The sequence below is a fragment of the Terriglobia bacterium genome, assembly GCA_020073205.1.
Classification (GTDB): domain Bacteria; phylum Acidobacteriota; class Polarisedimenticolia; order Polarisedimenticolales; family JAIQFR01; genus JAIQFR01.
The window spans coordinates 52400-77049 of record JAIQFR010000007.1; the positions used below are offsets into that span (position 1 = coordinate 52400).

Here is a 24650-nt window from a genome sequence, read left to right on the forward strand (position 1 = left end):
GTACGACGCCGCGGCGTCGGAGAGGAGCGGACCGGATCATGCAGCGGATCTTCTCCCCGAACCGGGAGAAACGGCGCAACACGGTCCTGCTCCGAGGACTCCTGGTCGTGGCCGTGGGGGGGCTCCTCGTCGACGCCGGGAGCGCCCGCACCGGCACCGCCGCCCTCGCGGTCGTCGTGGCGTTCGCCGTCTCGGATCTGTGCCTCGCCTTCGTTCCGCTCCGACGGGTCGCCACACACACCTTCGAGCTGGTGGTGGGAGCCGCCGACATCGGGCTCGTGGCCCTGGGCATCCATCTGGCGGGGACCGGGAGGGGGGCCCTGCCCATATCCTGCCTTCTGATGGTCCTGGTCGTCGCGCTCGGCAGCCAGCGCGCGAGCACCGTGGCCGGCGCCGCTGCGGTCGGCGCGGCGCATTCGTGGCTCTTCCTTCGCGTGGCCTCGGGTGCCGACGCGGGTCGGGAGCTCGCGCTTCAGATCCTCTTCCTGTGCTCCGTCGGCCTGTACTACGGCTTCCTGACCGACGGCATCCATCGCCACCGGAGGAGGAAGGAAGCGGAGCAGCTCGAGCACCGGGAGATGAGCACGCTTCTCGAGGTCCTCGAAGCCATCTCGTCCTCACTGGACCTTCGCGACGTCGCCCTGAACATCGTGACCCGGGTGGCCCAGATCGTCCCGGCGGTCCGTTGCTCTCTCCTGTACGTCGGGGGGCCGGGCACGCCCTGCCACGTTCTGGCGTCGCACGACAATCCCGACATCGAGAAGTTCGAGATCGACCTCGCCAAGTACCCCGAGGTGCGCCGCGCCCTCGAGACACGCGCTCCCGTGATCATCGGGGACGTCTCCGCCGACCCCCTCATGGCGGACGTCCGCGACCGGATCAAGGCCCTGGACTTCCAGTCGATCATGGTCATCCCCCTGACGTTCGGCGAGGACCTCCTGGGGAGCCTGTTCCTGAGGTCGGCCCGGGCGAAGAGGAGTTTCAGCGAGAGGGAGATCCAGTTCTGCACCGCCGTAGCCCGCGCCTCGGCCAGCGCGTTCAAACGAGCGCTCCTGCACCGGGAGGTCGCGGACGCACTGAACGAGCAGCGGAGCACCGGGGAGAAGCTGGCGAGGATCCTCAACCACTCGCCGGACCTCATCCTGACCACCGACAACGCCGGGCGGATCGCGGAATTCAATCAAGAGGCGGAGAGGACTTCGGGATACGCCCGAGAGGAGATGATCGAGAGGCCCGTCACCGACCTGCTGGCCGACGCCGGGAACGGCGATCTCCTGAGGCGGCTCCGGACGGGCGGAGCGGTCTCGGATCACGCCTGCCGTCTCAGGAAGAAGGACGGGAGCGAGATCGAGATGGAAGTCCGCGTCGCGGTCTTGAAGAACGACGGCGGCGAGGCGGCGGGGAGCGTCTGGATCGGACGCGACGTCACGGACACGAGGGCGACCCAGCAGCAGCTGATGCAGGCGGAGAAACTCTCCACGATGGGCCAGGTCGTCGCCGGGGTGGCCCACGAGCTCAACAACCCGCTCACCGGCGTGCTGGGATACTCCCAGCTCCTGATGGCCCGGCACCACGATCCCGCGCTCTCGGCGCCGCTCGAGAAGATCCGCGAGTCGGCGCAGCGCTGCCAGCGCATCGTGAAGAGCCTGCTCGCCTTCGCGCGCGTGCACAAGCCCGAGCGGAAGCTCCTCGACGTCAACCGGATCGTCGAGAAAACGCTCGACATGAGGGGTTATCAGCTTCGCGTCAACGACATCGAGGTGGTCCGCGACCTCGACCCGGAGCTGCCGAGCACGTTGCTCGACTTCCACCAGATCCAGCAGGTCCTCCTGAATCTCATCGCCAACGCCGAGCATGCGATCCTGTCGGCCCGCCCGAGGCCGGGACGTGTGATGATCCGCACTCGGGACGCGGACGGGATCATCCGCATCGAGGTCGCCGACAACGGCGCGGGGATGCCGCCCTCGACGCTCGCGCGGGTGTTCGATCCTTTCTTCACCACCAAGCCCGAGGGGGAAGGGACCGGCCTCGGTCTCTCGGTGTCCTACGGCATCGTGAAGGAGCACGGCGGGCGGATCTGCGCCGAGAGCCGCGAAGGTGAGGGATCCACCTTCATGATCGAGCTCCCCGTCCTCGGTCCGGAGGCCGAGGGAAGTCTCGAGGTCGCCGATCGACCGCCGGCCGTCGCTTCTCGTACCGCGGCCAGCGGGAGCGTGCTCGTCGTGGACGACGAGCCCACGATCGTCGAGCTCCTGAACGAGATTCTCGAGGAGCTGGGACACAGGGTCGACACGGCCGCGAACGGCGAGGAAGCCTGCGACAAGGTGAGCGCCGGGCACTACGACCTGGTCATCACCGACGTGCGCATGCCGAGAATGGACGGGATGGAGTTCTACCGTCGCGCGCTTTCGATGCGTCCGGAGCTGCGAAACAGGGTGATCTTCATCACCGGCGACCTCATGGACGCGAAGATCGGGCAGTTCCTCGCCGACCACCAGGCCCGGATCATCCCCAAGCCGCTGGAGATCTCGGAGGTCGCGGAGATCGTCCAGGAGATCCTGGCTTCCACCTGAGGGCCGAGGGGACCCCTCCCGTCTTCCACCTTATTCGAGCCCACCGGCCGTATTTGGCTTGACGTCCGCGCGACCCCCTCGTAAGTAGAGGATCTGGCATCGTGGGGGGAACCATGCGAGGGATCCACGCCCTTCGTGCGCTCGCCGTGGCCTTGCCGTGGCTGGCCGCGGCGTCGGCTCAGGGCCGCGACCTCACGTTCGAGGAGCGCCTCAAGGCCCAGGAGGCGATCGAGCGCGTCTACTACTCGCACCAGATCGACGCGACGCAAGCCGTCGAGGCGGCGGTGCCACGAGAGGTCCTGGAGAGAAAGGTCAGGACCTATCTGGCGCAGTCCTCAGCGCTCGAGTCCTACTGGCGCGTGCCGGTCTCCGCGACCGCGCTCCGGAACGAAATCGAGCGCATCGCGCGAAGCACTCGGTTCCCGGACCGGTTGCGGGAGATCTACGCCGCGCTGGGCAACGACACGTTCCTCGTCCAGGAATGCCTGGCGCGTGCGACGCTCGTCGATCGGTGGTCCCGCTCGCTCTTCGCGTTCGACCGCGGACTCCACGAGGACGCCCGGCGACGGGCCGAGCAATTGCGTGCGGGCCTGGCCAGCGGTGCCGTCGCGGTCTCGTCTCCAGATCCGCGCCTGCGCGAAGCCGAGGTCATCGAGGTTCCGGCCGGCACCCTCGCGAGCGCCGCCGCCGTCGAGATCCCGTCGACGGGAGGGGAAGGGCCGGTCCGGCTACGCCTCGCGCCGGAGGCATTCCGGCGATGGCGCGCCCTGTCCCCGGCGCGGGTGGGAGAGATCGGTCCCGTCGCCGAGGAGGCCGACGGGTTCGTCATCCGAGTGGTCCTCGCGGAGCAGGCGGGCCGCGCGCGCGTCGCGGTCTACACGGTGCCGAAGAGAGCCTGGGACAACTGGTGGAAGAACGTGGAGCAGGATCTCGCGGGGCGCGAGGTGAGGGCGGTTGCATCGGCGTCGGACCCCCTGCCGGCTCCCCGCGCGGGAGGCGATGCCGGTGGAGAGGCCACCTGTCTCCCAGGCGATTCGTGGGACAACGGGTCCCTCGGCGCGGTCCCCGAAGGCCGGACCCTCGCCACCGCCGTCTGGACCGGCCGTGTCGTCGTGTTCTGGGGGGGCGTGAGAGAGGGAAGACGCGTCCGGACGGGCGGCCGATACGATCCCGTGACGGACACCTGGTCGGCCACGTCGACGATCGGCGCGCCGGACGCCCGTTACGGTCACTCCGCGGTCTGGTCCGGGGATCGAATGATCGTCTGGGGCGGCCTGACGGACTCCGGGTACGTGGCGACCGGGGGCCGCTACGACCCCGTGTCGGATAACTGGTCTCCCACATCGGAGTCGAACGCTCCCTCCGTCCGCTGGAACCACACGGCTTCATGGTCCGGCACCGTCATGGTCGTCTGGGGTGGTGACCATTCGGACATCTATGGCCAACACTTCCTCGATACCGGCGGCCGGTACGATCCCGTCGTGGATGCGTGGATGCCGATCTCGAGCGCCGGCGCGGCCCGGGGCAGGTCGTACCATTCCGCGGTCTGGACGGGCCATACGATGGTCGTCTGGGGCGGTTACTGGTCCGACGGCACGACGACCTATCTCCTCGACACGGGCGGCCGCTACGATCCGTCGGCCGACACGTGGACGCCGATCTCGACGGCCGGCGCGCCGTCCCCCAGATTCGGTCACGCGGCGGTCTGGACCGGCGCAGCGATGGTGGTCTGGGGAGGGCACGACTACACGGATCTGTACGGCGCGACCCATTTCCTCGGCACCGGCGGCCGGTACGACCCGGCGGCGGATGCGTGGACGCCGATGTCCACCACGGGTGCGCCGGCCCCGCGCTCGTATCATTCCGCGGTGTGGACCGGCTGCCGGTTCGTGGTCTGGGGAGGGCAGGGCGACGGCGGGCTGCTCGACACCGGAGGCCGCTACGATCCCCTGGCGGACGCGTGGACCCCGACCTCGACGTCGACCCCGCCCACGGGCCGCTCCAGCGCGTCCTCCGTGTGGACCGGCAGCGAGATGGTGATCTGGGGGGGAGGAACGGCCGGCGGCGTCTATCCGGAAACGGGCGGGCGCTACGATCCGGCGCTGGATCGGTGGACACCGACCTACGCGCCGAACTCGCCGGTTCCGCGTCAATATCCCAGCTCGATCTGGACCGGAAGCCTCATGATCGTGTTCGGTGGGCTGCGCTCCGAGGAGCCTGTGAGCACCGGAGGCCGCTACGATCCGCTGACCGACAGTTGGAGTCCGACCGCGGACGTCGGTCCGAACCGGAGCCGGGTCTTCCACACGGCGGTGTGGACGGGGAGCCGCATGATCATCTGGGGAGGCGAGCCCTGCCCCTACTCCGTTTACGACTACGGCATGAGCTACGATCCCGTCTCGGACGCCTGGACGCCGATTCAGTACCTTTCGGAGCCGACCCCACGCAGGCACCACACGGCGGTGTGGACCGGCGACACGATGATCGTCTGGGGAGGGCTTGTCTGTGACCCCCCATACGTCGCGACCGCGACGGGTGGTCGCTACGACCCGATGACGGACAGCTGGGGGTCCATCTCCACCACGAAGGCGCCTTCCGCCCGCCAGTACCACACCGCGGTGTGGACCGGCAGCCGGATGCTCGTTTGGGGGGGCAGCGTCAGCGACGCGAACCCGAACTACTTCAATTCCGGGAGCGCCTACGATCCGGTTCACGACTCGTGGTCGGCCATCACCAAGGGCGGCGCTCCGTCGCCCCGCGCGTTCCACACGACGGTCTGGACCGGAGATTCGATGATCGTCTGGGGAGGGACGGGACCGAGCGACTTCGATACCGGCGGCATCTACGATCCCGGCTCGAACCGCTGGAATGCGACGTCCCTGGCGAGCGCGCCGGCGGCGCGGATCGGCCACACCGCGGTCTGGACCGGGAAGGAGATGATCGTCTGGGGGGGGGAGACGAGCGCAGCCGGCCTGGACCGGATGGACACGGGTGCTCGATACGATCCGGTGGCCGATCGGTGGTCGGCCACGTCGCTCTACAACGCACCTTCGGGGCGCACCGACCACGCCTCGGTGTGGTCCGGCTCGTTCATGATCGTGTGGGGCGGGGTCGGCGACTACCTGCCCAGCTCGGGCGGGCGGTACGTCGCGGACAACCCGGACGACGACGGAGATGGGACCGCCAACATCTGCGATTGCAGCCCGACGGACTCGACGGTGGCTTCCGTGCCGCGCGAGGTCACGGGGTTGTGGCTCGCGGCGGACAAGGCCACGGTGAGTTGGGACTCCGCGGCTCCCGGGGCGGGGACCGGCACCGTCCACGACGTCCTCAGAGGCTCGCTCGACGGGTTTCCGGTGGGAGCCGGACAAGACGAGACTTGCCTGGCGGCCGGCATTTCGGGGGCATCGGCCTCGGACGCCTTCACCCCGCCGGCCGGCGCGGGATTCTGGTACCTCGTCCGCGGCCGGAACACCTGCGGGACCGGGACCTACGGGTTCCGGAGCGGCGGGGTGGAGCGGACTTCCACGGCGTGCCCCTGACCGCCGCGTCGCCGTCTCCCTCGCCACCGCGGGATTTCGACCTCAGGGCAAATCGGCGTATCGTGGTGTTCCAATTTTCCTCCGGCCGGACGCCGGAGCCGTGGGACCTCGGCAAGGACGGTCGGACAACGTGGCGACACATCGGGCCATCGCGGCTTTGAGCCGAGCGATTCTGGGGCTGATGAAGGAACGGTACGCCGAGGCGGAGTCCGCGAGCGCGGAGTTCAAGCTCTATCAGGCGAAGGACTTCGGATCGCCGATGAGCGAGGGATTCTCGCTTTTCCTGTACCACGTGACGCTCAATACGACCCTGCGGAACCCGCCCCTCAGGCGCTCGCCCGACGGCCGGCGGTTCCGTCCGTCTCTCCCGCTGGACCTGCACTATCTCCTGACCCCGTGGGCGGCCGACGCCGAGAGGCAACAGCGCATGCTGGGGTGGGCGGCGCGTTTCATGGAGGACAATACCTCGCTGCCCGCCTTCGTGATCAACCGGTACGCGGACGCCGACGATGTCTTCCCCCCGGGGGACACCATCGAGCTTGCTTGCGAGTCCCTTGCGCTCTCCGATTTCCTGGGACTCTGGGACAAGCTCGGACCCGGGCTCGAGACGTCGATCGCCTACGTCGCCCGCGCGATCCAGATCGATTCCGAGGTGGAATTGTCGGACGCGGATCGCGCTCGAGCCGGCGGTGGCCCGGGCCCGGCGCCCTGAGCTGGAGGACCCGTCCATGCCCTTTTCACGTTTCCCGCTCCACGCCGCCCTGCTGAAGGGCGTGAAGGACCTCGGCTTCACGAGACCGACGCCGATTCAGGAGCAGGCGATTCCGCCCGCCGCGGAAGGTCGCGATGTCCTGGCCTGCGCGATGACCGGGAGCGGGAAGACGGCGGCGTTCCTCCTGCCGATCCTGGAGCGCCTGATGGGCAAGCCCCGAGGCGCGACGCGCGCGCTCATTCTGACGCCCACGCGCGAGCTCGCCGCGCAGATCCACACGCACCTGGAGGAACTGGCCGTCCATACGCCGGTCACCGGCGCGAGCGTGTTCGGCGGCGTGGGGATGGGGCCGCAGGAGCACGCGTTCCGGAGCGGGGTGGACGTGATCGTCGCGACGCCTGGCCGCCTTCTCGACCACTTCCACCACCCGTACGCGCGCCTCGCGGCTCTCGAAGTCCTTGTCCTGGACGAGGCCGACCGGATGCTCGACATGGGATTCCTGCCGGACATCAAGCGGATCCTCCGTCAGATCCCCCGGAAACGGCAGACGCTGTTCTTCGCCGCGACCCTTCCGCGGGAGATCGCCAGCCTCGCGCAGGAGATGCTCACGAATCCCGTGACGATCAACCTGGAGCGCCGGTCGGCGCCCGCCGTCGGCATCACGCAGGCCGTCTACCCGGTCGCGAGGGAGCTGAAGCCGGCGCTGCTCCTGGAGCTTCTCGTCAGGGACGTCATCGCGGACGCGATCGTCTTCACGCGGACGAAGCATCGCGCCAACCGCCTCGCCGCGTACCTCGAGCGGAATCGGATCGTGACCGCCCGGATCCACGGGAATCGGAGCCAGAAGCAGCGGACGGAGGCCCTAGAGGGATTCAAGGACGGGCGGCACCGGATCCTGGTGGCGACCGACATCGTGTCCCGCGGGATCGACGTGGAGGCGCTGGGTCACGTGGTCAACTTCGACGTTCCGGCGGACCCGGACTCGTACATCCACCGCGTGGGAAGGACGGCCCGCGCGGAGGCGACCGGGGACGCGTTCACCTTCGTCTCGCCGGACGAGGAGCAGGACCTGGCGGCGATCGAGCGGGTGGTGGGAAAGCGCCTGCCGCGGGTGACCCTTCCCGGCTTCGACTACGCGAAGAAGCCGGAGGGGCGCCTCGAGATCCCGATCCACGAGCGACTCGCCGCGGCGCGAGCGGCCAGAGGCGGTGGGCGGCCTCGCCGCGGCGCGAGCACAGCGGCGCAGAAGCCCCGCCCCGCGCCGTCCTCCCGCGGCCGCGGCGACCGCGAGGCGAGGCTCCAGGCGATTCTCGACAAGCACGCCCCCATCGCCGATGCCCCGCGCGGGATGGTGCCCCGGGGGCGCCGTCGGACCGGCCGGTAGGGGATCGGGTCTCCGCATCCCCTCGGCGTCGACAGACCGCCCTGAACGTGCTAGAATCCTTTGAGGTCCCGGCCACATTCTCTCGTACAGAAACGAAGCGTGCGTGTGCCGAAGCCGTAAGGTGCCGAGGCACGTGGCTCGACCCACGTAGGGTCGAGGACCAGGACCCGGAAACGGCTCCCCCAGCGGGAGCGACAGGAGTCGGAAAGCATGGCTACGAGACTGTACGTCGGGAATCTCTCCTTCAGCGCCGATGAGAGCCAGGTGCGCGACCTGTTCTCGCAGAACGGTCGGACGGTGACGGAAGTCAAGCTCATCACGGATCGCGATACCGGGCGGTTGCGCGGCTTCGGGTTCGTGGAGATGGGCAGCAGCGCGGACGCCGACGCGGCGATCCGCGAGATCAACGGCATGGACTTCGGTGGACGGGCGCTCACCGTGAATCAGGCGAAGGAGCGCACCGCCGGTGGCGGGGGCGGCGGCGGAGACCGCTGGGGCCGTTAGGCGAGACGCCGCCGCGGTCGGAGCATCGAGACCGCGGCGGTTTCACGGACCGAGCGGAACGGGGACGCCTCCCGGTGGGCGTCCCCGCTGAGTCTGGGCGGGTTCCGAGCCGGCTCGGAGCCTGCCGCTGGATTGGATGCTGCCGAATGAGAACGGCGCGCAGCCGTTCCGGGAGGTGGTCGTGGCGAAGGACTCCGTGGCATTCGCCCTGAAGGACCGTGTCACCCATTCCGTCTTCGGCCTGGGAACGATCAGTGGGGTCAACGACAAGTACACCACGATCGTCTTCGACGAGCGCGGCACCAAGAAATTCGTGACCAGCCTCGTCCAGCTCGGGCACAGCACCACCCCGGCGCCGGGCAGGTCCTCGCGGGCCAAGAAGGTCGGAGCGGCGGGATCCACTTAGCTGGGTCGAGGCGAGCGCGCGACCCACAGGACCGCAACGACGCTCGGCGATTCGACGATCAGAGCGTCAGCTGATACGCGGCGTAGCCTTCGAGTCGAACGTCGCCGGCGAGGCTCCGGCCGGCCGATAGCAGCAGGTGGTGGCGTTCGCCGAAGTCGAGCACGAGCCCGAGATTGAACCGGGTGTCGCCGCTTCCGCCGATGCGGTCGGGGGTCTGGCGGAACACCTCGCCACCGAGCGTCGCGGCCTTCGAGAGTCGTCGCTGCGCGAGCCAGCCCGCGAACCACCAGTTCCGGTTGCCGTCCCCCGGATTCCACCCGTAGCCGCCACCGCCGTAAGTGGTCCACGGGCCGAGGCTCCTCTGGATCCAGAGCGGGACGAAGGCGTGGACATGGCCGGTGCCCAGCCCGTTCCCTGCGTCGCCCGTCGGGAGCACAAGCAGGGGAAAGATCCCCATCATGGGACGTCCCGGGCCCTCGTCGCGGAATCGAAGCTTGGCGCCGAGCTCGATGTCGCCGAGCCCGCGCTCGGCGGGACCGACGTCCGGCCTCGCATAGGCCAGCGGCACGACGAGGTGGAGCTGGAGATCGCGCACCACCCCGTAATTGACCTCGAAGTGGGGCGCCGTCCCTGAATCCCCGTCGTGGTCGAGAAGGCGGTGGGTCGCGACGTAGAACTCCCAGTGCCGGTACTCCACCGGCTCCGGGTCGTCGGTGGCATACGGGGGCCCCGCCGCGACCGGGGTCGAGCACAGCAGGAGGGCGCAGGCCACTCGCGAGAACGTTCGCCCTCGCGGGGCGGCACGCACTGCGGCGCGGGGGTGTGGCATGAGCTGCAGTCTGCGCCGCCGGCCGGCGGCCCGCAAACGCCGCCGGGTGCCCTTGCCCTAGGCGGGCGGCTTGGCGGGCTTCGCTCCGGAGGCCGGGGAAACGTCCATGTCGATGCTGCCCTTGAACCGGGCGCCGTCGGCCAGGGAGACCCTCGGGGCGCGGATGTTCCCCAGCACGGTTCCCGTGGCCGCGACCTCCACTTTCTGCTCCGCGTTGATGTTCCCTTTCAGCTCACCGCCGACGATGACGGAGGTCGCCTGGACTTCGGCCATCACCCGCCCGCTCTGTCCGATCGTCACGATGTGGCCGTCCAGGAGGATCTTCCCATCAACGCGCCCCTCGATCGTGAGGTCTTCGTTACCGCTGAGCTCGCCCTTGATCTGAACCGACTTTCCGATGTTCGCTGCGTGGGCCATTTCCGGCTTCTCCACTCGCCCGGTTTCGGGGTAAGGTGCGACGTGCTGTGCGACGGGAGCCGCCGTGGGCTGGGGGGGACGAGCGGGCTCCGGCTCCTGCTTCTGTCCGATCCAGGTCATGTCGTTCCGCCTCCTCTGAATCGTCGTCGCCGCCCGCGAGGCGGCTCTTCGGCTACGCGAGAACACACGAATCGGCTCGTGGCCCTACCGCGGTGAGCAGCAAGAAGCGTACCGCGGCTTCCCATCCGCCGATGGCCCCACGGAGGCGGTCGCGCGGGGTAAGAACGATACGACCGGGTAAGCCCGACACGGAACGGACGCGTCCGCTATCATGAAGGGATGGTCAGGGAACTGCGCGCGAAGGTCGGCGGGAGCGGGCTGGCGATCACGGCCCTCGCCGCAGTGCTCGTGGCCGCCGGGATCGCGTGGCTGGACGCTCCCGTGGCCTCCGTCTCGTATCGGCTGATCAGCGCCAACGACACCGTGGAGCGATACGCGCATCGGATTCCGGACGCGCTGTTCTGGATCGTGGTGCTGGTCACCGCGGCCTGCTGGACCACCTACTCCGCCCTGACCCGGAAGGGATTCCACGACCTGCGTACCCGCTTCCTTCGGGTCTGCGGGACCGGGGTGCCCGCCAGCTTCGCCGCGAAGAGCCTGCTGCAGTGGGTTTTCGGGCGATCGGATCCTCTGGCCTGGGTCCTCTACGACCAGGTGCCGCAGTTCTTCTGGTTCAGCTGGGGGCCACGCGTCGGCAGCTTCCCGTCGGGCCACATGACCGTATTCACCACCCTCGCGACAGCGCTTTGGCTCCACTACCCGCGCTACAAGCCGGTCTACGTCGGGTTCCTCGCGCTCCTGGGACTGGCGCTCGTCGTGACGACCTACCACTACTTCAGCGACGTGATCGCCGGAGCCTACCTGGGAGGCGTCATCGGTATGGCGGCCCGGCGAGGGATGGAGCGAGCCCGCCTGTCGCCCCGCTGAAACACCCCCGGCGGACGGAACAGGGTTGAAGCGCGACCGCGGTTGGAGCAGCATGTCGCGGGCGGAAGGAAGCCGCTCGGCGCTCGAGCGCGAGGAGACTTGCGATGCCGATCCGACGGGCAACGGACCGCGGCGGCGGGCGGGGCCGGGACGTTCCCGAGGGCTGGACGCGGGACGCGGTTCTCGACTTCGCGCGGAGCTTCCAGCCGGCGTGCGTGCTGGCGGCGGCCGCGGATCTCGACGTGTTTCGCGCGCTCGCGGAAGGACCGCTGACCGCGGGAGACCTGGCGGTCCGGGTGCAGGGGGACGTTCGCGCGACGGCGGTCCTGCTCGACGCATTGGCCGCGCTTCGCGTCTTGAGCAAGGAGAACGGCGTCTATTCGCTGTCGGAGGGGATCGGCGAGACGCTGGGCCGGACGGGCCGCGGCAGCGTCCTCGCGATGGTGCAGCACCAGGCCAACTGCCTCCGCCGCTGGACGACGCTCGCGGCCACCGTGAGGGGCGGCCGGCCGTGCCCGCGCACGCCGAGCGTTCGAGGCGAAGCGGCCGATCAGGAGGCGTTCATCCTGGCGATGAACGACCTGGCGTCGACGACCGCGGATGCGCTGATCCGTCGCTTGGAGCCGATCGCGTTCCGGTGCCTGCTGGACGTGGGGGGGGCATCCGGCACGTGGACGGTCGCGTTCCTGCGGGCGTGCGGGTCGGGACGGGCGGTCCTCTTCGATCTCCCGCCGGCGATCGTTCTCGCGCGGCGACGGTTCGCGGAGGAGGGGCTCGAAGATCGGGTCACGCTGGTGGCGGGGGACTTCTACAGCGACCCGCTGCCGGGCGGCGCCGACCTGGCCTGGGTCAGCGCGATCGTCCACCAGAACTCGCGGGAGCAGAACCGCGATCTGTTCCGCAAGGTGGCGGCCGCGCTGGTCTCGGGGGGGAGGATCGCCATCCGGGACGTGCTGATGGAGCCGTCGCGCACGGAGCCCGTGGCCGGCGCGCTGTTCGCCGTGAACATGCTCGTGGGCAGCGAGGGCGGCGGCACGTACACCATCGACGAGATGGTCGAGGACCTCGACGCCTCGGGGTTCGGCGAGACGGCGGTCGCGCATCGCGAGCCTTCGATGAACTCGATTCTGACCGCTCGGAAACGCTGACGCCCGACCCGAGCGATCTACTTCCCCCGGGTGGGTACGGCGGGTCGCTTGGAGTCGAAGAGGCGGACGTACTCCCCGTACCCCTCGCGCTCGAGGTCCTCCTTCGGGACGAAGCGAAGCGACGCGGAGTTCATGCAGTAGCGGAGGCCGGTGGGTGGAGGCCCGTCGTCGAAGACGTGACCCAGGTGAGAATCGGCGTGCGCCGACCGCACCTCGGTGGCCCTCACGAAGAATTTCCAATCCGCCTTCGTGCGGATGTTCCCCGGCTCGAGCGCCTTGCTGAAGCTCGGCCATCCCGTGCCGGAGTCGTACTTGTCGAGCGAGCTGAAGAGAGGCTCTCCCGAGACCACGTCGACGTAGATCCCCTCCCTATGGTTGTCCCAGTATTCGTTGTGGAACGACGGCTCCGTCGCGGCGTGCTGGGTGACGTCGTATTGCAGCGGGCCGAGCGTTCGCTTCAGGTCGGCGTCGGCGGGCTTGCGGAACCCCGTCGGGTCCCACGCCCTGGCGTCCCCCGCCGAGCCGGCGAGCATCGCCGCCACGGCGACGAGGGGAAGCACCCCGGCGACGAATGCGCTTCGGGCCATGAGTTCCGGGATCATCTCGTCTCCTCCGTCTCGCCGACGGCGGCGCCCCACAACGCCTTAAGGCGCTGGTCGCGGCCGCAGTTCCAGCGATAGAAATGGTAACGGACGGGATTCTTCTTGTAGTACCCCTGGTGGTACTCCTCGGCCGGGTAGAACTCCGTCGCGGGAACGACCTCGGTCACGACGGGACCGGGCAGGCGCCCGGACGCCTCGACCCGTCGCTTCGATTCCTCCGCGAGCCGCCGCTGGCTCTCGTCGTGGAAGAAGATCGCGGAGCGGTACTGGTGGCCGTGATCGCAGAACTCCGCGTCCGGCGTCGTCGGGTCGATGTTGTGCCAGAACACGTCGAGCAGGCGGGCGTAATCGATCTTGAGGGGGTCGTACACGATCCGCACCGACTCGGCGTGACCGGTGCCGCCGCCCGAGACCTCCTCGTAGGTCGGGTTCTTCGTGTGCCCTCCGGTGTACCCCACGGTGACCGAGATCACCCCGTCCAGCTTCTCGAAGGGGGGCTCCATGCACCAGAAGCAGCCGCCGGCGAAGGTCGCCATCGCGGTGGGGTGGGGCGCGGGAGTCGCTTCCGCCCTCGCGTCCGCGGGACGGAGCAGCGAAGGGCCCAGAGCCACGAGGAGCGTCATCGCCCTCGTCAGTCCAAGGTTCGTGAGCGACATGGCACCCGTCCTTGCTGTCGGCCGCTGCCGGCCCCGGTTCTTGCGTCTCGCTCGGATTGGATGCGCCGGGGGCCGGGCGGGTTTCGGGCCCTCGTCGCCGCAGGGAGATCGCTGGCCGGGGGCGTCCCGATCAGGTGCGCCGCTCGGCTCGGGGCGAGGGGGGAGGAGGCTCGCTTCCGGCCACGATGATCCGGGGCCAGGCGGCTTGCCCCCCGGGCGAGGCGAACGACTCGACGGCCCGGATCTTCTTCTTGAGGAGCAGCAAGCTCAGCGAGAGCGCGAGCATGCGAACCAGCCGGAGGTAGTCCTGGGTCGCGCCGTGGACGCGGCCGCTCGGACCCCCGTCGCCCAGGAGGAGCGCCACCAGACGGTCGTTGAGATGCACCGGAGCGAGGAAGACTTCGGCAGGGGCCGGCGCGCCGAGAGCCGCGTAGACGGTCCGAAGACCGGGCCCGCCCGCGAGCGGGCCTCGATAGTGCTCGTTGCCGAGGAGGAGATCGAAGACGCCCGCGCCCTGGATCGGGAACCGCAGGGAGGACGTCCCGCCCGGCGGCGGCGAGAAACCGGAGGTGGTCCAAACGACCGCGTCCTCGCCCTTGACCGCGAGCAGGACCGAGCGTGCCATCGTTGCCGACGCGTAGTCCATGACCGCCCGGCCGATGTCGTCCTTGTCGTTCGCGGCACAGAGCCGCTCCGAGGCTCCCGCCAACGAGCCCGCGGCTTCCGGCGCGTCGTCACCGGTCCCTTGTGGGTGCACGGCGGCGGGAACGCCGCCGGATTCCGGCGGCTCCGTGCCGCAGATCTCCTCCGCGATCTCGACCCACGACCGGCCGTAGCCGAACTCGGAGCCGAGCTGGGAAGGATCCACGTTTTCCGCGGTTCCGGAGCTGTAGGTCTCCCCGAGAGCCATCGACGGCGACCCGGCCTCGCGCGAGAGTTCCTTCGACACGGGATCGATGGATCGAGCGATGGCGATGTACCGGAGACTCCGCTGGACGTCGTAGTGCCTCTCCATCGCCTCGACGATCCTCACCTCCGGAGCGATCCACGGCGCGATCTTGTGACCCGAGCCGAACGCCAGGGCATCGAGCGCGAGGAGGTCCTTGGGATCGACCATCGCGACGTGCAGCGTGTGTTCCTTCAGCTCGATCGGTACCGCCCGGTACTCCACGACGAGGCGTTTCGGCAGAGCCCGGGCCAGGCCCTCGTGGATGCTCTCCAGCAACGATGGAGGGGCGTACGGCACTTGAAGCACCTCCGAGAGCGTCCGCCCGAGCTGGTCCTCGACGACGAATCCCAGCTCGAGCAGGCAGGTGCCCAGATGTCCGCCCAGGATGAGCTGATTCTTGAGCGCCACCTCGAGCTGGGCCGGTGTGATCAGCCCCTTCTCGATGAGAGCCTCGCCGATCCTCTTGCCCATCTTCCACCCCGATGAGGGCGGAGGCTTCAGCGCGCGCCGCGGGCCGCTCCGGCTCCCCCGGACGTAGCCGCGGGGATCATCTCGATCTCCCGGGTCGCCTCGGTGAACACGTACGCTCGCTCGTTGTTGTCGCCCTCGTCGACCGGGACGATGAAGAACCCCTTCCGCGCCGGAGTGTACGAGGTCGTCGTGCCGTGGAGGACCTCGCCGTCGAGGAACGTCACCCTCAGCCGGTGCCCACCGCCTCGCCCCCAACGGATCGCGGAGCCGCCCTTGCGGCTCTTGTTCCCGGCGAACGTCTTCACGAAGAAGACCGCCTTGAGGCCCTTTGCGGAGATCGGTTCGATCTTCCTCTCGTCCTCGGCGTCCACCAGGTGGAAGCTCTCCTTGTTGGGGAGGAAGTCGAAGGTGAATCCCTTCAGGACACGGCCGTCAAGGCAGCGGACCACAACCCTCGTCTTGAACGCCATCGATCGTTCCCCCATTCGCCGCGCGATCGCCCCGATCGAGTCCCGGGTAGAACTTAGGGACGCGCCGGCGAAAGGGCAAGTTCGGGGGGGAGGGGGGCGAGGGACCCGCCGATCCGGTGCCCGCCACGGCGTATCCTATCCGGGGTGGCGCGGGCTCGCGGAGCGACTTGAGCCCTTGCGACCGCCTGCGGAACAACCCCATGCACGACGAGCCCGGCTCCGCCCGCGTCACGTTCGCGAGCGACCATTCGCTCCTGGTGACGTTCGGCGACGAGATCTCCAGCGAGAACAGCCGGAGCGTCTTCCGGCTCGCGGCCGTTCTCGGGGAGCGCTCCGTGCCGGGCGTCCTGAATCTCCATCCGGCCTATGCCTCCCTCCTCGTTCGTTTCGATCCGAGGCGCCTCGAGGGGCGCGCGCTCGAAGAGGAGGTGCTGGACCTGCTCGAGGGATTGAGACGCGTGCCCGTCCCCGAGCCGCGCGACGTCGAGATCCCGGTGCGCTACGGCGGGGTCAATGGTCCCGACCTCCCGGACGTCGCGCGTCGCTGCGGCCTCACCGAGCGCGAGGTCGTGCGCTCGCACGCGGACGCCCGTTACGAGGTCTGCTTCCTCGGGTTCACCCCGGGGTTCCCGTACCTGGCGGGTCTTCCCCCCTTCCTCTCGGTGCCCCGGCTGCCCACCCCGCGCGCCCGGGTGCCCGCGGGGAGCGTGGCGATCGGCGGCTCCCAAACGGGCGTCTATCCGCTCCCCTCGCCGGGTGGCTGGCGCGTGATCGGTTGGACGGCTCTCCGCCTGTTCGACCCCGGACGCGAGCCGATCGCGCTCCTTCGGATGGGCGATCGCGTTCGCTTCGTCGCGGAGACCCCGCGCCGCAGGCCCCACCCTTGAGAGGCGCGGTCCGCGTCGTCGTCCCGGGACTGCTCACCACGGTGCAGGACCTCGGGCGCTTCGGGTACGGAGAGCTGGGAGTGTCTCCCGCCGGAGCGGCGGACCCTCTCTCGCTGCGCATCGGCAACCGCCTCGTGGGGAACGACGAAGGCGCGGCGGCGCTCGAGATGACCCTTGTGGGGGGGACGTTCGAGTTCGAGCGGCCCGCGGTGATCGCCCTCGCGGGATCGGACTTCGTCCCGCGTCTCGAGGGCGCCGAGGTGGAGAACTGGACGCCCCTCGAGGTCGGAGCGGGAGCGACCCTCAGGCTCGAGGCCACCCGCGACGGTGCGAGGGCCTACCTCTGCGTGCGGGGAGGGATCGAAGTTCCGGAGATCCTGGGGAGCGCCGCAACCCATCTCCTGGTCGGGATCGGCGGATTCGGGGGGCGGTCGCTCCGCGCCGGGGACCGGCTTCCCGTCGGCGAGCGCGTCGCGTCCGATCCGGCCCCCGGCGGAATCGAGCCGGACGCGGTTCCGGGTCTCCTACGGCGCGACGTGCTCCGCGTCACGCCGGGGCCGCAGGCCGGCTGGTTCTCGCGCGACGAGGTCGCGGCCTTCCACGCCGCCTCCTATCTCGTGACCGAGACCTCGAACCGGATGGGAATCCGCCTGGACGGCCGGTCGCTGCGCGCCGCGCCGGCCCGAGAGTTGCTCACCGAGGGCGTCTCCCCGGGGGCCGTCCAGGTGCCCCCGGACGGCCTGCCGATCGTCCTGCTCGTCGAGCACCCGGCAACGGGGGGATACCCGAAGATCGCCGCCGTCGCCTCGGCGGACTTCCACGCCCTCGGTCAGCTTCGCCCGCGGGACCTCGTGCGTTTCGAGCCGGTCTCCCTCGATGACGCTCTCGCGCTCCTCCGGGAGCAGGAGGAGGCGCTGGTTGCCCTCCTGGGCTGAGTCCATCACGCCCGCCCAGTGGAGAGTCCTGCTGGCGGCCGGACTCGGATGGATGCTCGACGCGCTCGACGTGATGCTCTACGCCTACGCCCTCGGCGCCATCCGGACGGAGTTCGGCCTCGATGCGGCGGAGGCCGGGGCGCTCGCCTCGGTCACGCTCCTCGCGTCCGCCGCCGGCGGCATCCTCTTCGGAATCCTCGCGGACCGGATCGGGCGGGCCAGGGCCCTCGTCGTGTCGATTCTCACCTACTCCGTTTTCACCGCGCTCACGGCCACGTCGAGGAGCGTCGCCGAGATCGTCGTCTGGAGGGCGCTCGTCGGCATCGGCCTCGGGGGCGAGTGGTCGGCGGGCTCGGTCCTCGTGGCGGAAACCTGGCCGGCGCGCCACCGAGGAAAGGCGATCGGGATCATGCAATCCGGCTGGGCGGTCGGATACGCGGCGGCGGCGATCCTGTCCGCGGTGGTGCTGCCGGCGTACGGCTGGCGGGTCCTGTTCGCGCTCGGGATCGCGCCCGCGCTGCTCACCGTGTGGATCCGGCTGCGGGTCGAGGAGCCGGAGATCTGGCGACGGGCGGGGCGCCGGCCTTCGTCCTCCGCGAGGGCCCTGCTCGCGCCGCCGCTCCTCGGGCGCGCGGTCGTCTCCACGGCGCTCGCGACGAGCCTCCTCTTCGCGTACTGGGGGCTCTTCACCTGGATCCCCTCCTACCTGGCGGGCCCCGAGGCCGCCGGCGGGGCCGGGCTCGGCGTGACCCGGTCGGCCCTGTGGATCGTGGCGATGCAGGCGGGAGCGTTCCTCGGCTACACTTCGTTCGGCTTTCTCGCGGACCGGTTCGGTCGGCGCCCCACCCTCCAGGCCTTCGTGCTCGGCGCCGCGGTCCTCGTCCCCGCGTACGGCCTCTCGGCGCGGAGCGGCATCGCCCTCCTCGCCCTCGGCCCCCTCGTCGGGTTCTTCGGTCACGGCTACTTCAGCGTCTTCGGCGCCATGCTCGCCGAGCTGTTCCCCTCGGCGATCCGAGGCACGGCCCAAGGGCTGTGCTACAACGCGGGGCGGGCGGCGAGCGCGCTCGCGCCGTGGACGATCGGCGCCGTGGCGGACGCGTACGGCCTGGGCGTCGCCCTGGCCTTCACCTCGGCGTTCTTCCTCCTGGGCGCCGTGCTCGTCCTTCTGCTCCCCGAGACCCGCGGAGAGGAGTTGACGTGAGCGAGATCGATCTCAACTGCGACCTCGGAGAGGGTCCCGCCGAGGAGCCGATCTACCCGCTCGTCACGTCGGCGAACATCGCGTGCGGGGGCCACGCCGGAGACGAGAGGACGATGGCGGCCGCGGTGCGCGAGGCGCTCCGGCACCGGGTGGCGATCGGGGCGCATCCCTCGTTCCCCGACCGCGACCGCTTCGGACGCGAGGCGCTCCCGATGCCGGCGGACGAGATCGCGGAGGCCGTGGGATCCCAGGTCCTGGCGCTGGCGCGTATCGCCCTCAGGCTCGGGGCGGCTCTCCGCCACGTGAAGCCCCACGGCGCCCTCTACGGCGAGGCCATGAGGGACGCGGCGGTGGCGGGGGCGATCGCGCGAGGCGTCTCCACGGACGCTTCCGGCCTCGTCCTGGTCGGACTGGCGGGGTCGCCGGCGCTGCCGCTCTGGCGCGCACTCGGTTTCGACGTGGCCCGCGAGGGGTTCGCCGACCGGGTCTACGAGCCGGACGGTTCCCTGCGCTCGAGGCGTCTGCCCGGGGCCCTCATCCTCGACCCCGAGCAGGCCGCGGCGCAGGCCGTGCGCCTCGCCGCCGACGGTCGTGTCGACACGATCTCGGTCCACTCGGACACGCCGGGAGCCGTGTCGATCCTCGCTGCGGTGCGGGAGGCCCTGACGCGGGCCGGGTTCTCGCTCCGCCCGCTGCGCTAGCGGCGGAGGAAGCCGGGGTCAGCCTCCGTAGAGGATCAAGGAGAGCCCCGTGAACGCCGCGCGCCCGAGCGACTCGTACCGGTGCGGGCGGTCCGCCGGGAAGAGGATCGCGTCGCCCGGACCGAGCTCGTGCGTCGTCTCCCCCACATCCATCCGCAGCCGGCCGGAATTCACGTAGACCTGCTCGAAGCTCCCCTTGGGATGCGGGTCCGCGTTCTCGACCGCCCCGGCCTCGAGGCGAAGCTCGTAAAGCTCGACTCGGTGGCCGGGAACGTTGCCGAGGAGGGGCCGGCTGCGGTATCGGCGGTCCGCGGAGTACAGGTACCGGGCCTTGCCCGCGGGGGAGAGGCGCGGAGCCGGGGGTGCCTCCTCGGTCCCCAGCAGCTCGGAGAACGGCACGCCGAGGCCGTGGGCCACCTTCCACAGCACCGCGATGGTCGGATTCGTCTTCTCCGTCTCGATCTGGCTGAGCATGGCGCGGCTGACTCCGGCGCGCTCGGCCAGATCGCCGAGGCTGAGGCCCGCGGCCCGGCGCAGACGCCGAAGGCGATCGGCGATCCTCAGGTTGATCTCGTCCATGGGCCCCCCGGTGTTCACGATAACGCACACTTGCTTGACATCGTGTACGTTGTTCAGTATATTGAACGCCGTTCGTCTTTGCAACGCCCGGCCCACGGGCGAGGGAGCATACGCCATGGCGACCTTCTATCCCGACGTGACCCGCTCCATCGGCCGCACCCCGCTCGTGCGGCTCAACCGCGTCGTCCCCGCCGGCGGGCCGACGGTGCTGGCGAAGATCGAGGGGCGCAACCCCGCCTACTCGGTCAAGTGCCGGATCGGCGCCGCGATGGTGTGGGACGCCGAGGAGAGAGGAACGCTCAAGCACGGCATGGAGATCGTCGAGCCCACCAGCGGCAACACCGGGATCGCGCTCGCCTACGTCGCCGCGGCCCGCGGCTACCCCCTGACGCTCACCATGCCGGAGACCATGAGCCTCGAGCGCCGGAAGGTCCTGGTGGCCTTCGGCGCGAAGCTCGTGCTGACCGAGGGAGCGAAGGGGATGAAGGGCGCGATCGCGAAGGCCGAGGAGATCGCGGCCAGCGACCCACAGCACTATTTCCTCCCCCAGCAGTTCAAGAACCCCGCGAATCCCGCGATCCACGAGAAGACCACGGGACCGGAGATCTGGGAGGACACCGGCGGGGCCGTCGACGTCCTCGTGTCCGGAGTCGGCACCGGCGGGACCATCACCGGTGTTTCCCGCTTCATCGAGAAGACGAAGGGGAAGCCGATCCTCTCGGTCGCCGTCGAGCCGGAGGCGAGCCCGGTGATCACCCAGAAGCTCGCGGGGCGCGAGCTCGTCCCCGGCCCGCACAAGATCCAGGGGCTCGGAGCGGGGTTCATCCCCGACACCCTCGATCTCTCCGTGGTGGACCGCGTCGAGCGGGTGACGAACGAGGAGTCGGTCGAGTTCGCCCGCCGTCTCGCGCGGGAGGAGGGGATCCTGTCCGGCATCTCCTGCGGCGCGGCGGTCGCGGTCGCCGCCCGCCTTGCCCGCGAGCCGGAATTCAAGGGGAAGACGATGGTGGTGGTCCTCCCGGACGCCGGGGAGCGGTACCTCTCCACCATCCTCTTCGAGGGGGTGTTCGACAGCGCCGGCGTCGCCGTCTGACGCCCCCTCGATACGACGGCATCTCCCCGTCGAAACGGGCCTACAATCGGGCCGCGGCGCGATGCCGCGACCCGCGGCCGGCCGCATTCGGGGGGAAGCCAAGATGGAACGCGCCGTCTTCCGCCTCGTTGTGTTTCTCCTCCCCGTCGTGGCGGGTCTTCCCGGCCTGGCCGCGGGGGTCGCCGAAGCGCCTCCCTCGGAGGAGAGCTTCTACGCGAAGAGCCTCCACTACACGAACCGGGGGATCGAGAGCGTGTACTCGAAGGAGAACGGAGGTCTCGAGCGGCTCACGGGGGTTTCCGCCGCGGACCTCGGCTGCCTCAAGTCCAAGTGCCACGTCAGGAGCTGCGACGCGTGCCATCGCAAGGACGTGGGCGGCAAGGCCTTCTTCACCGTCGAGAAGGACGTCCTCGAGGCCGCCTGCCGGAGGTGCCATCCCGTCGAGAAGGACGACCCCGACGTGCACTTCAGGAAGGGGATGAAGTGCATGGACTGCCACAGCGCGCGGGAGGTTCACGGCGACGGGACCGCCTACGAAAGCTACCGGCAGCCGGGCGTGCTGGACACGCGGTGCGAGAGGTGTCATGGCGACCTCCCCCGCATCGCGAGCCACACGGTTCACGGGGGGAGGCTCGACTGCGCCGCCTGCCATGCCCGGGACGTCCCGACCTGCTACAACTGCCACATCGACACGCGGCTCAAGGAAGGGAAGGACGCTTCGATCGAGATCAAGAACCTGCTCTTCCTCGTCAACCACGACGGTAAGGTGACCCCGGCCAACTTCCTGTCGTACGTGTACGGCAGCAAGACCATGATCACCTTCGCGCCCTCCTTCGCCCATTCGATCAGGAAGGAGGGGCGGAAATGCGCGGAGTGCCACGACACCCCGATCGTCCGTGACATCAAGGCCGATAGGCTCGTCCCCTTCCGCTGGGAGGACGGCCGGATCAAGAGCGTCGAGGGGGTGATCCCGGTGCTCGACGGCATGAGGTGGGACCTGGTCTTCCTGGGCCGCGAGGGGGACAGGTGGGTTCCCCTCCGCGACCCGGCCGCGCCGCTGCTGAATTACTCCAGCCGCTGCAGCCCGTTGACGCGGGAGCAGTTCGCGGAGATCGAGAAGGCACGCACGGGAGCGTAGCGAGGCGGCGGCGTCCGGCGTCACTCGGGCGCCGCGCCGCCTCGCCGGCCGCTATCGTCGGACGGAGATCACCACGTCGTGGGTCGAGCCGTCGTCCAGCGTCGTCCGGACCAGGTAGCCGTTCCCCGGCGCCAGTGATTTCGTGTCCAGGTTGTAGATGTACTGCTTCGCCGTCGGATCGTACCGGTAGAGGTTGTCGGTGTTCGCGTTCCCGGAGGAGCCGACGTCCTCCACGTCGCTGCCCACGATGCCCGAGGTGTAGAAGAACACGGAGATCCTGGGGCGCTCAGAGGAGACGAGCGCCCCCGAGCAGGTCGTCGCCTGGAACTTGAAGGGGACCGTCCTCTTCCACTTGAAGATGCTCGATCCGTCCGGGTTCACCGGCTCCAGGTACCCGGCGAAGACGTGATTCTCGTCGGTCAGGCCGTCGCAGTCGTCGTCGATGCCGTTGCAGATCTCGGCTGCGGGGAAGACGGTCTGGTCGCAGACGATGGTGCCGTTGTCGCACCGGGTCGTGCCGCCTGCGCAAGCCCCCTGCTTCCCGGGCACCGTGCAGGGTCGGCCTCCCCCGGGGTTCCCCTCGTCGATCACCCCGTCGCAGTTGTCGTCCATCCCGTTGCAGAGCTCCGGAGCACCTGGGTGGATGAAGTCTCGCTGGTCGTTGCAGTCGAGGGGCAGACCCGTGACGGAGCAGAGCGGGTATCCGTCCGCGTCGAGGTCGGGATCGGAGTCGACGAAGGTGTTGCAGTCGACCCCCTCGAGAAGGGCGCAGGCGATCTTGACCGGCGTCCACCGGACCTTTCCTCCGAGGCGCGTCGGGTCGGGGTCGATGGTGGCGATTTCGCGGACGCTGTCGGTGACGTCGATGAAGGGCGGGAACGTAACGCCGCCGTCCGTCGACTCCGAGAACAAGAGCCTCAGACGCTGGTCGAAGACGCCGTCCTTCTTGTAGACCATGTCGGTGAGCCCGGAGATCGGCGAGTCGATGGTCAGGACCCGGCACGGGAACGGGTCGTCGGCGGGCGATGGCTGGTACCCGGGGGGCAGGACGGGCTCGGTCGGGCCGAAGACGGTCGAGCCGCAAGAGGCCGTCCCCCCGGGAGTCGCCGGATTGCCGACCTCGAAGAGGATGCCGCCGCCGGAGCAGAGAACCTCGTCCGTCAACGGGCCGGGCGGCAGGGCGTCGAAATCGGCCCGCAGCGTGCAGGAGTTGCCCGCCTGGTCCGTGGCCAGGACGCCGCCGCGGCCGTCGAGGGTCGGGTCGGCCTGCGTCACCGTGAACAGAGCGACCGGTATGCCCGGATGGAAATCGGAATCCACCTGCAGGCTGAGGTTGGTCGCGCCCGGCAGGAGCGCCACGGACGCGATACCGGTGTCGCCAGGGCGGGTGTCGGCGGCGTTGCCACGTATCAGAGACGTCGGGTCGCCTTCCAGGAGGTACCTGCTGCAGATGGGAGGTAGCGTGTCCGCGACCGTCGCGGCGAAGCTGAGGTTGTCGATCCCGACCAGGTCGGCCCCCAGGACGACGTTCTCGATGCTGTCCGTGATCCACCCGGACACGACGGTGATCAGGGCGATCTTCGCGTCCGAGACCAGGCCGAAGTACTCGGCCGTCAGGTCGTTGCCGTCGCGATCCCCCACCAGGAAAGTCTCCGCCGTGTCGTCGTCGAACGTGACGAAAACGGTCGCGGGCGCGACAGTCTGGACTTCGCCCGACGGCACGAGATGCACCAGGTAGAAGCCGGCCGCGTCGACGCCCGGGGAGAAGGTCATCACCACGACCTGCGGCAGGGTCACGCTCGAAGGGACGAACCCGCCCCAAAGATGGTTGCTTGCGGTCACGGCGTACTTGGAGTCGAACGCCTGGATCGACGTGTAGGTGTCGAAGCCGTAGTTCGCCGGCGACGACGTGAGCGTGACGCCGGGAACCGAGGCGCACTCGAGCTCCCCGTCGAGACACGTCATGTTCGGAAAGCCGTCGAAGGTCTGCGTCGGGGAGGTGATCCCCGCGGCAGCGAAGAAGCTCGCCTGGTCGGTGTAGATGTCGTAGGTGGCCGCGGGCGCGCCGGCCGTGGCGAACAAGACCAAGAGAACCGAGATCGATACCGGTCCTGCAGGATTGAATCGCATGGTTTCCCCCCCCCTGGAACGCAATCTGGCCAAGCTACCCACTGTTTCCACCCATCGGGCCTGGCCGCGGGGATCCTCGGAATGGCGAACCTCCCCCGTGCTCCGTCGCCCCATTGGTACAACGGGGATCCTTCGATCGGGAGCGGGCAGGGGACGTGTCCGGGATATGTCTGCCATGGCACGGAGAGCGTCGACGCCGGGAATCGCTTGAGCCATTCCATGTAGAACGCGTGCCGGAGAGCGCGGTCGAGCGGGACGGAACACATGATCTCGAGAAACGCTCCGTCGACGAACGGCAAGTGGAATTCCAGGCGGTGCTGGTCGATGTTCTCGAAA

The 24650-nt window shown here is 69.5% G+C and carries 22 protein-coding genes; 14 read left to right on the plus strand and 8 right to left on the minus strand.

What is annotated here, in order from left to right:
- The first annotated feature begins 38 nt into the window (after positions 1–38).
- The 6 genes from LAO51_02595 to LAO51_02620 all read left to right on the plus strand — a co-directional run bounded on the left by LAO51_02595 (position 39) and on the right by LAO51_02620 (position 9121).
- Positions 39–2573 (plus strand): response regulator, encoded by a 2535-nt coding sequence (locus LAO51_02595; GenBank protein ID MBZ5637626.1) that lies wholly within the window; start codon positions 39–41, stop codon positions 2571–2573.
- 113 nt (positions 2574–2686) lie between these two features.
- On the plus strand, positions 2687–6115 hold the full coding sequence (locus LAO51_02600; protein ID MBZ5637627.1) for a hypothetical protein: 3429 nt from the start codon (positions 2687–2689) through the stop codon (positions 6113–6115).
- Positions 6116–6245: 130 nt separating this feature from the next.
- The gene (locus LAO51_02605; protein MBZ5637628.1) at positions 6246–6827 is read left to right on the plus strand and encodes a DUF4255 domain-containing protein; all 582 of its coding nucleotides are present in this window, start codon (positions 6246–6248) and stop codon (positions 6825–6827) included.
- Positions 6828–6843: 16 nt separating this feature from the next.
- Positions 6844–8211 carry a DEAD/DEAH box helicase gene (locus tag LAO51_02610; GenBank protein ID MBZ5637629.1) on the plus strand — a complete coding sequence of 456 codons (1368 nt, stop codon included), beginning with the start codon at positions 6844–6846 and terminating at the stop codon, positions 8209–8211.
- A 210-nt stretch (positions 8212–8421) separates the two neighbouring features.
- Entirely contained in the window at positions 8422–8715 is a 294-nt protein-coding gene (locus tag LAO51_02615; protein ID MBZ5637630.1) for an RNA-binding protein, read from the plus strand.
- 181 nt (positions 8716–8896) lie between these two features.
- Complete coding sequence (locus LAO51_02620) at positions 8897–9121, plus strand: hypothetical protein (GenBank protein MBZ5637631.1); 225 nt, start codon at positions 8897–8899, stop codon at positions 9119–9121.
- A gap of 58 nt (positions 9122–9179) precedes the next feature.
- On the opposite strand, the gene LAO51_02625 is transcribed toward LAO51_02620, so the two are convergent.
- Positions 9180–9950 carry a transporter gene (locus LAO51_02625; GenBank protein MBZ5637632.1) on the minus strand — a complete coding sequence of 257 codons (771 nt, stop codon included), beginning with the start codon at positions 9948–9950 and terminating at the stop codon, positions 9180–9182.
- Positions 9951–10007: 57 nt separating this feature from the next.
- On the minus strand, positions 10008–10367 hold the full coding sequence (locus LAO51_02630; GenBank protein ID MBZ5637633.1) for a polymer-forming cytoskeletal protein: 360 nt from the start codon (positions 10365–10367) through the stop codon (positions 10008–10010).
- A 339-nt stretch (positions 10368–10706) separates the two neighbouring features.
- On the opposite strand from LAO51_02630, the gene LAO51_02635 reads away from it, so the two are divergent.
- Together LAO51_02635 and LAO51_02640 are read left to right on the plus strand one after the other, a co-directional pair.
- Positions 10707–11354, plus strand: coding sequence for a phosphatase PAP2 family protein (locus LAO51_02635; protein ID MBZ5637634.1), 648 nt, complete (start codon positions 10707–10709; stop codon positions 11352–11354).
- 104 nt (positions 11355–11458) lie between these two features.
- Positions 11459–12502: a methyltransferase domain-containing protein gene (locus LAO51_02640; protein ID MBZ5637635.1), complete on the plus strand. Its 1044-nt coding sequence runs from the start codon at positions 11459–11461 to the stop codon at positions 12500–12502.
- A 17-nt stretch (positions 12503–12519) separates the two neighbouring features.
- On the opposite strand, the gene msrB is transcribed toward LAO51_02640, so the two are convergent.
- From msrB to LAO51_02660, 4 genes are all read right to left on the minus strand, one after another.
- Positions 12520–13089, minus strand: a complete 570-nt coding sequence (gene msrB, locus LAO51_02645; protein ID MBZ5637636.1) for a peptide-methionine (R)-S-oxide reductase MsrB — start codon at positions 13087–13089, stop codon at positions 12520–12522.
- Positions 13090–13100: 11 nt separating this feature from the next.
- Positions 13101–13727 (minus strand): peptide-methionine (S)-S-oxide reductase MsrA, encoded by a 627-nt coding sequence (gene msrA, locus LAO51_02650; protein MBZ5637637.1) that lies wholly within the window; start codon positions 13725–13727, stop codon positions 13101–13103.
- Positions 13728–13890: 163 nt separating this feature from the next.
- Positions 13891–15180, minus strand: a complete 1290-nt coding sequence (locus LAO51_02655; protein ID MBZ5637638.1) for a hypothetical protein — start codon at positions 15178–15180, stop codon at positions 13891–13893.
- Positions 15181–15206: 26 nt separating this feature from the next.
- A complete protein-coding gene (locus LAO51_02660; protein MBZ5637639.1) occupies positions 15207–15650 on the minus strand; it encodes a hypothetical protein in 444 nt (147 codons plus the stop codon).
- Between the two features lie 200 nt (positions 15651–15850).
- Here LAO51_02660 and pxpB point away from each other — a divergent pair, with 200 nt between their 5' ends.
- Genes pxpB through pxpA form a run of 4 tightly spaced genes read left to right on the plus strand, consistent with a single transcriptional unit; the run spans position 15851 to position 19374 of the window.
- The gene (gene pxpB / locus LAO51_02665; protein MBZ5637640.1) at positions 15851–16537 is read left to right on the plus strand and encodes a 5-oxoprolinase subunit PxpB; all 687 of its coding nucleotides are present in this window, start codon (positions 15851–15853) and stop codon (positions 16535–16537) included.
- Complete coding sequence (locus LAO51_02670; GenBank protein ID MBZ5637641.1) at positions 16534–17472, plus strand: biotin-dependent carboxyltransferase family protein; 939 nt, start codon at positions 16534–16536, stop codon at positions 17470–17472. Before pxpB ends, LAO51_02670 begins: the two co-directional genes overlap by 4 nt.
- Entirely contained in the window at positions 17414–18673 is a 1260-nt protein-coding gene (locus tag LAO51_02675; GenBank protein MBZ5637642.1) for an MFS transporter, read from the plus strand. The genes LAO51_02670 and LAO51_02675 overlap by 59 nt, the downstream gene beginning before the upstream one ends.
- Positions 18670–19374, plus strand: a complete 705-nt coding sequence (gene pxpA / locus LAO51_02680; GenBank protein ID MBZ5637643.1) for a 5-oxoprolinase subunit PxpA — start codon at positions 18670–18672, stop codon at positions 19372–19374. The genes LAO51_02675 and pxpA overlap by 4 nt, the downstream gene beginning before the upstream one ends.
- A gap of 18 nt (positions 19375–19392) precedes the next feature.
- Here the strand turns inward: pxpA and LAO51_02685 are convergent, their stop codons facing one another.
- Positions 19393–19953 carry an XRE family transcriptional regulator gene (locus tag LAO51_02685; protein ID MBZ5637644.1) on the minus strand — a complete coding sequence of 187 codons (561 nt, stop codon included), beginning with the start codon at positions 19951–19953 and terminating at the stop codon, positions 19393–19395.
- Positions 19954–20068: 115 nt separating this feature from the next.
- On the opposite strand from LAO51_02685, the gene cysK reads away from it, so the two are divergent.
- A complete protein-coding gene (gene cysK / locus LAO51_02690) occupies positions 20069–21046 on the plus strand; it encodes a cysteine synthase A (GenBank protein MBZ5637645.1) in 978 nt (325 codons plus the stop codon).
- 103 nt (positions 21047–21149) lie between these two features.
- Positions 21150–22184, plus strand: coding sequence for a cytochrome c3 family protein (locus LAO51_02695; GenBank protein ID MBZ5637646.1), 1035 nt, complete (start codon positions 21150–21152; stop codon positions 22182–22184).
- Between the two features lie 51 nt (positions 22185–22235).
- Here the strand turns inward: LAO51_02695 and LAO51_02700 are convergent, their stop codons facing one another.
- Positions 22236–24314: a putative metal-binding motif-containing protein gene (locus tag LAO51_02700; protein ID MBZ5637647.1), complete on the minus strand. Its 2079-nt coding sequence runs from the start codon at positions 24312–24314 to the stop codon at positions 22236–22238.
- Between the last annotated feature and the right edge of the window lie 336 nt (positions 24315–24650).

Coding starts and splice junctions, on each gene's coding strand:
- LAO51_02595 (MBZ5637626.1), top strand. CDS start 39: ATGCAGCGGATCTTCTCCCCGAACCGGGAGAAACGGCGCAACACGGTC.
- LAO51_02600 (MBZ5637627.1), top strand. CDS start 2,687: ATGCGAGGGATCCACGCCCTTCGTGCGCTCGCCGTGGCCTTGCCGTGG.
- LAO51_02610 (MBZ5637629.1), top strand. CDS start 6,844: ATGCCCTTTTCACGTTTCCCGCTCCACGCCGCCCTGCTGAAGGGCGTG.
- LAO51_02615 (MBZ5637630.1), top strand. CDS start 8,422: ATGGCTACGAGACTGTACGTCGGGAATCTCTCCTTCAGCGCCGATGAG.
- LAO51_02625 (MBZ5637632.1), bottom strand. CDS start 9,950: ATGCCACACCCCCGCGCCGCAGTGCGTGCCGCCCCGCGAGGGCGAACG.
- LAO51_02630 (MBZ5637633.1), bottom strand. CDS start 10,367: ATGGCCCACGCAGCGAACATCGGAAAGTCGGTTCAGATCAAGGGCGAG.
- LAO51_02635 (MBZ5637634.1), top strand. CDS start 10,707: ATGGTCAGGGAACTGCGCGCGAAGGTCGGCGGGAGCGGGCTGGCGATC.
- LAO51_02640 (MBZ5637635.1), top strand. CDS start 11,459: ATGCCGATCCGACGGGCAACGGACCGCGGCGGCGGGCGGGGCCGGGAC.
- msrB (MBZ5637636.1), bottom strand. CDS start 13,089: ATGGCCCGAAGCGCATTCGTCGCCGGGGTGCTTCCCCTCGTCGCCGTG.
- msrA (MBZ5637637.1), bottom strand. CDS start 13,727: ATGACGCTCCTCGTGGCTCTGGGCCCTTCGCTGCTCCGTCCCGCGGAC.
- LAO51_02655 (MBZ5637638.1), bottom strand. CDS start 15,180: ATGGGCAAGAGGATCGGCGAGGCTCTCATCGAGAAGGGGCTGATCACA.
- LAO51_02660 (MBZ5637639.1), bottom strand. CDS start 15,650: ATGGCGTTCAAGACGAGGGTTGTGGTCCGCTGCCTTGACGGCCGTGTC.
- pxpB (MBZ5637640.1), top strand. CDS start 15,851: ATGCACGACGAGCCCGGCTCCGCCCGCGTCACGTTCGCGAGCGACCAT.
- LAO51_02675 (MBZ5637642.1), top strand. CDS start 17,414: ATGACGCTCTCGCGCTCCTCCGGGAGCAGGAGGAGGCGCTGGTTGCCC.
- LAO51_02685 (MBZ5637644.1), bottom strand. CDS start 19,953: ATGGACGAGATCAACCTGAGGATCGCCGATCGCCTTCGGCGTCTGCGC.
- cysK (MBZ5637645.1), top strand. CDS start 20,069: ATGGCGACCTTCTATCCCGACGTGACCCGCTCCATCGGCCGCACCCCG.
- LAO51_02695 (MBZ5637646.1), top strand. CDS start 21,150: ATGGAACGCGCCGTCTTCCGCCTCGTTGTGTTTCTCCTCCCCGTCGTG.
- LAO51_02700 (MBZ5637647.1), bottom strand. CDS start 24,314: ATGCGATTCAATCCTGCAGGACCGGTATCGATCTCGGTTCTCTTGGTC.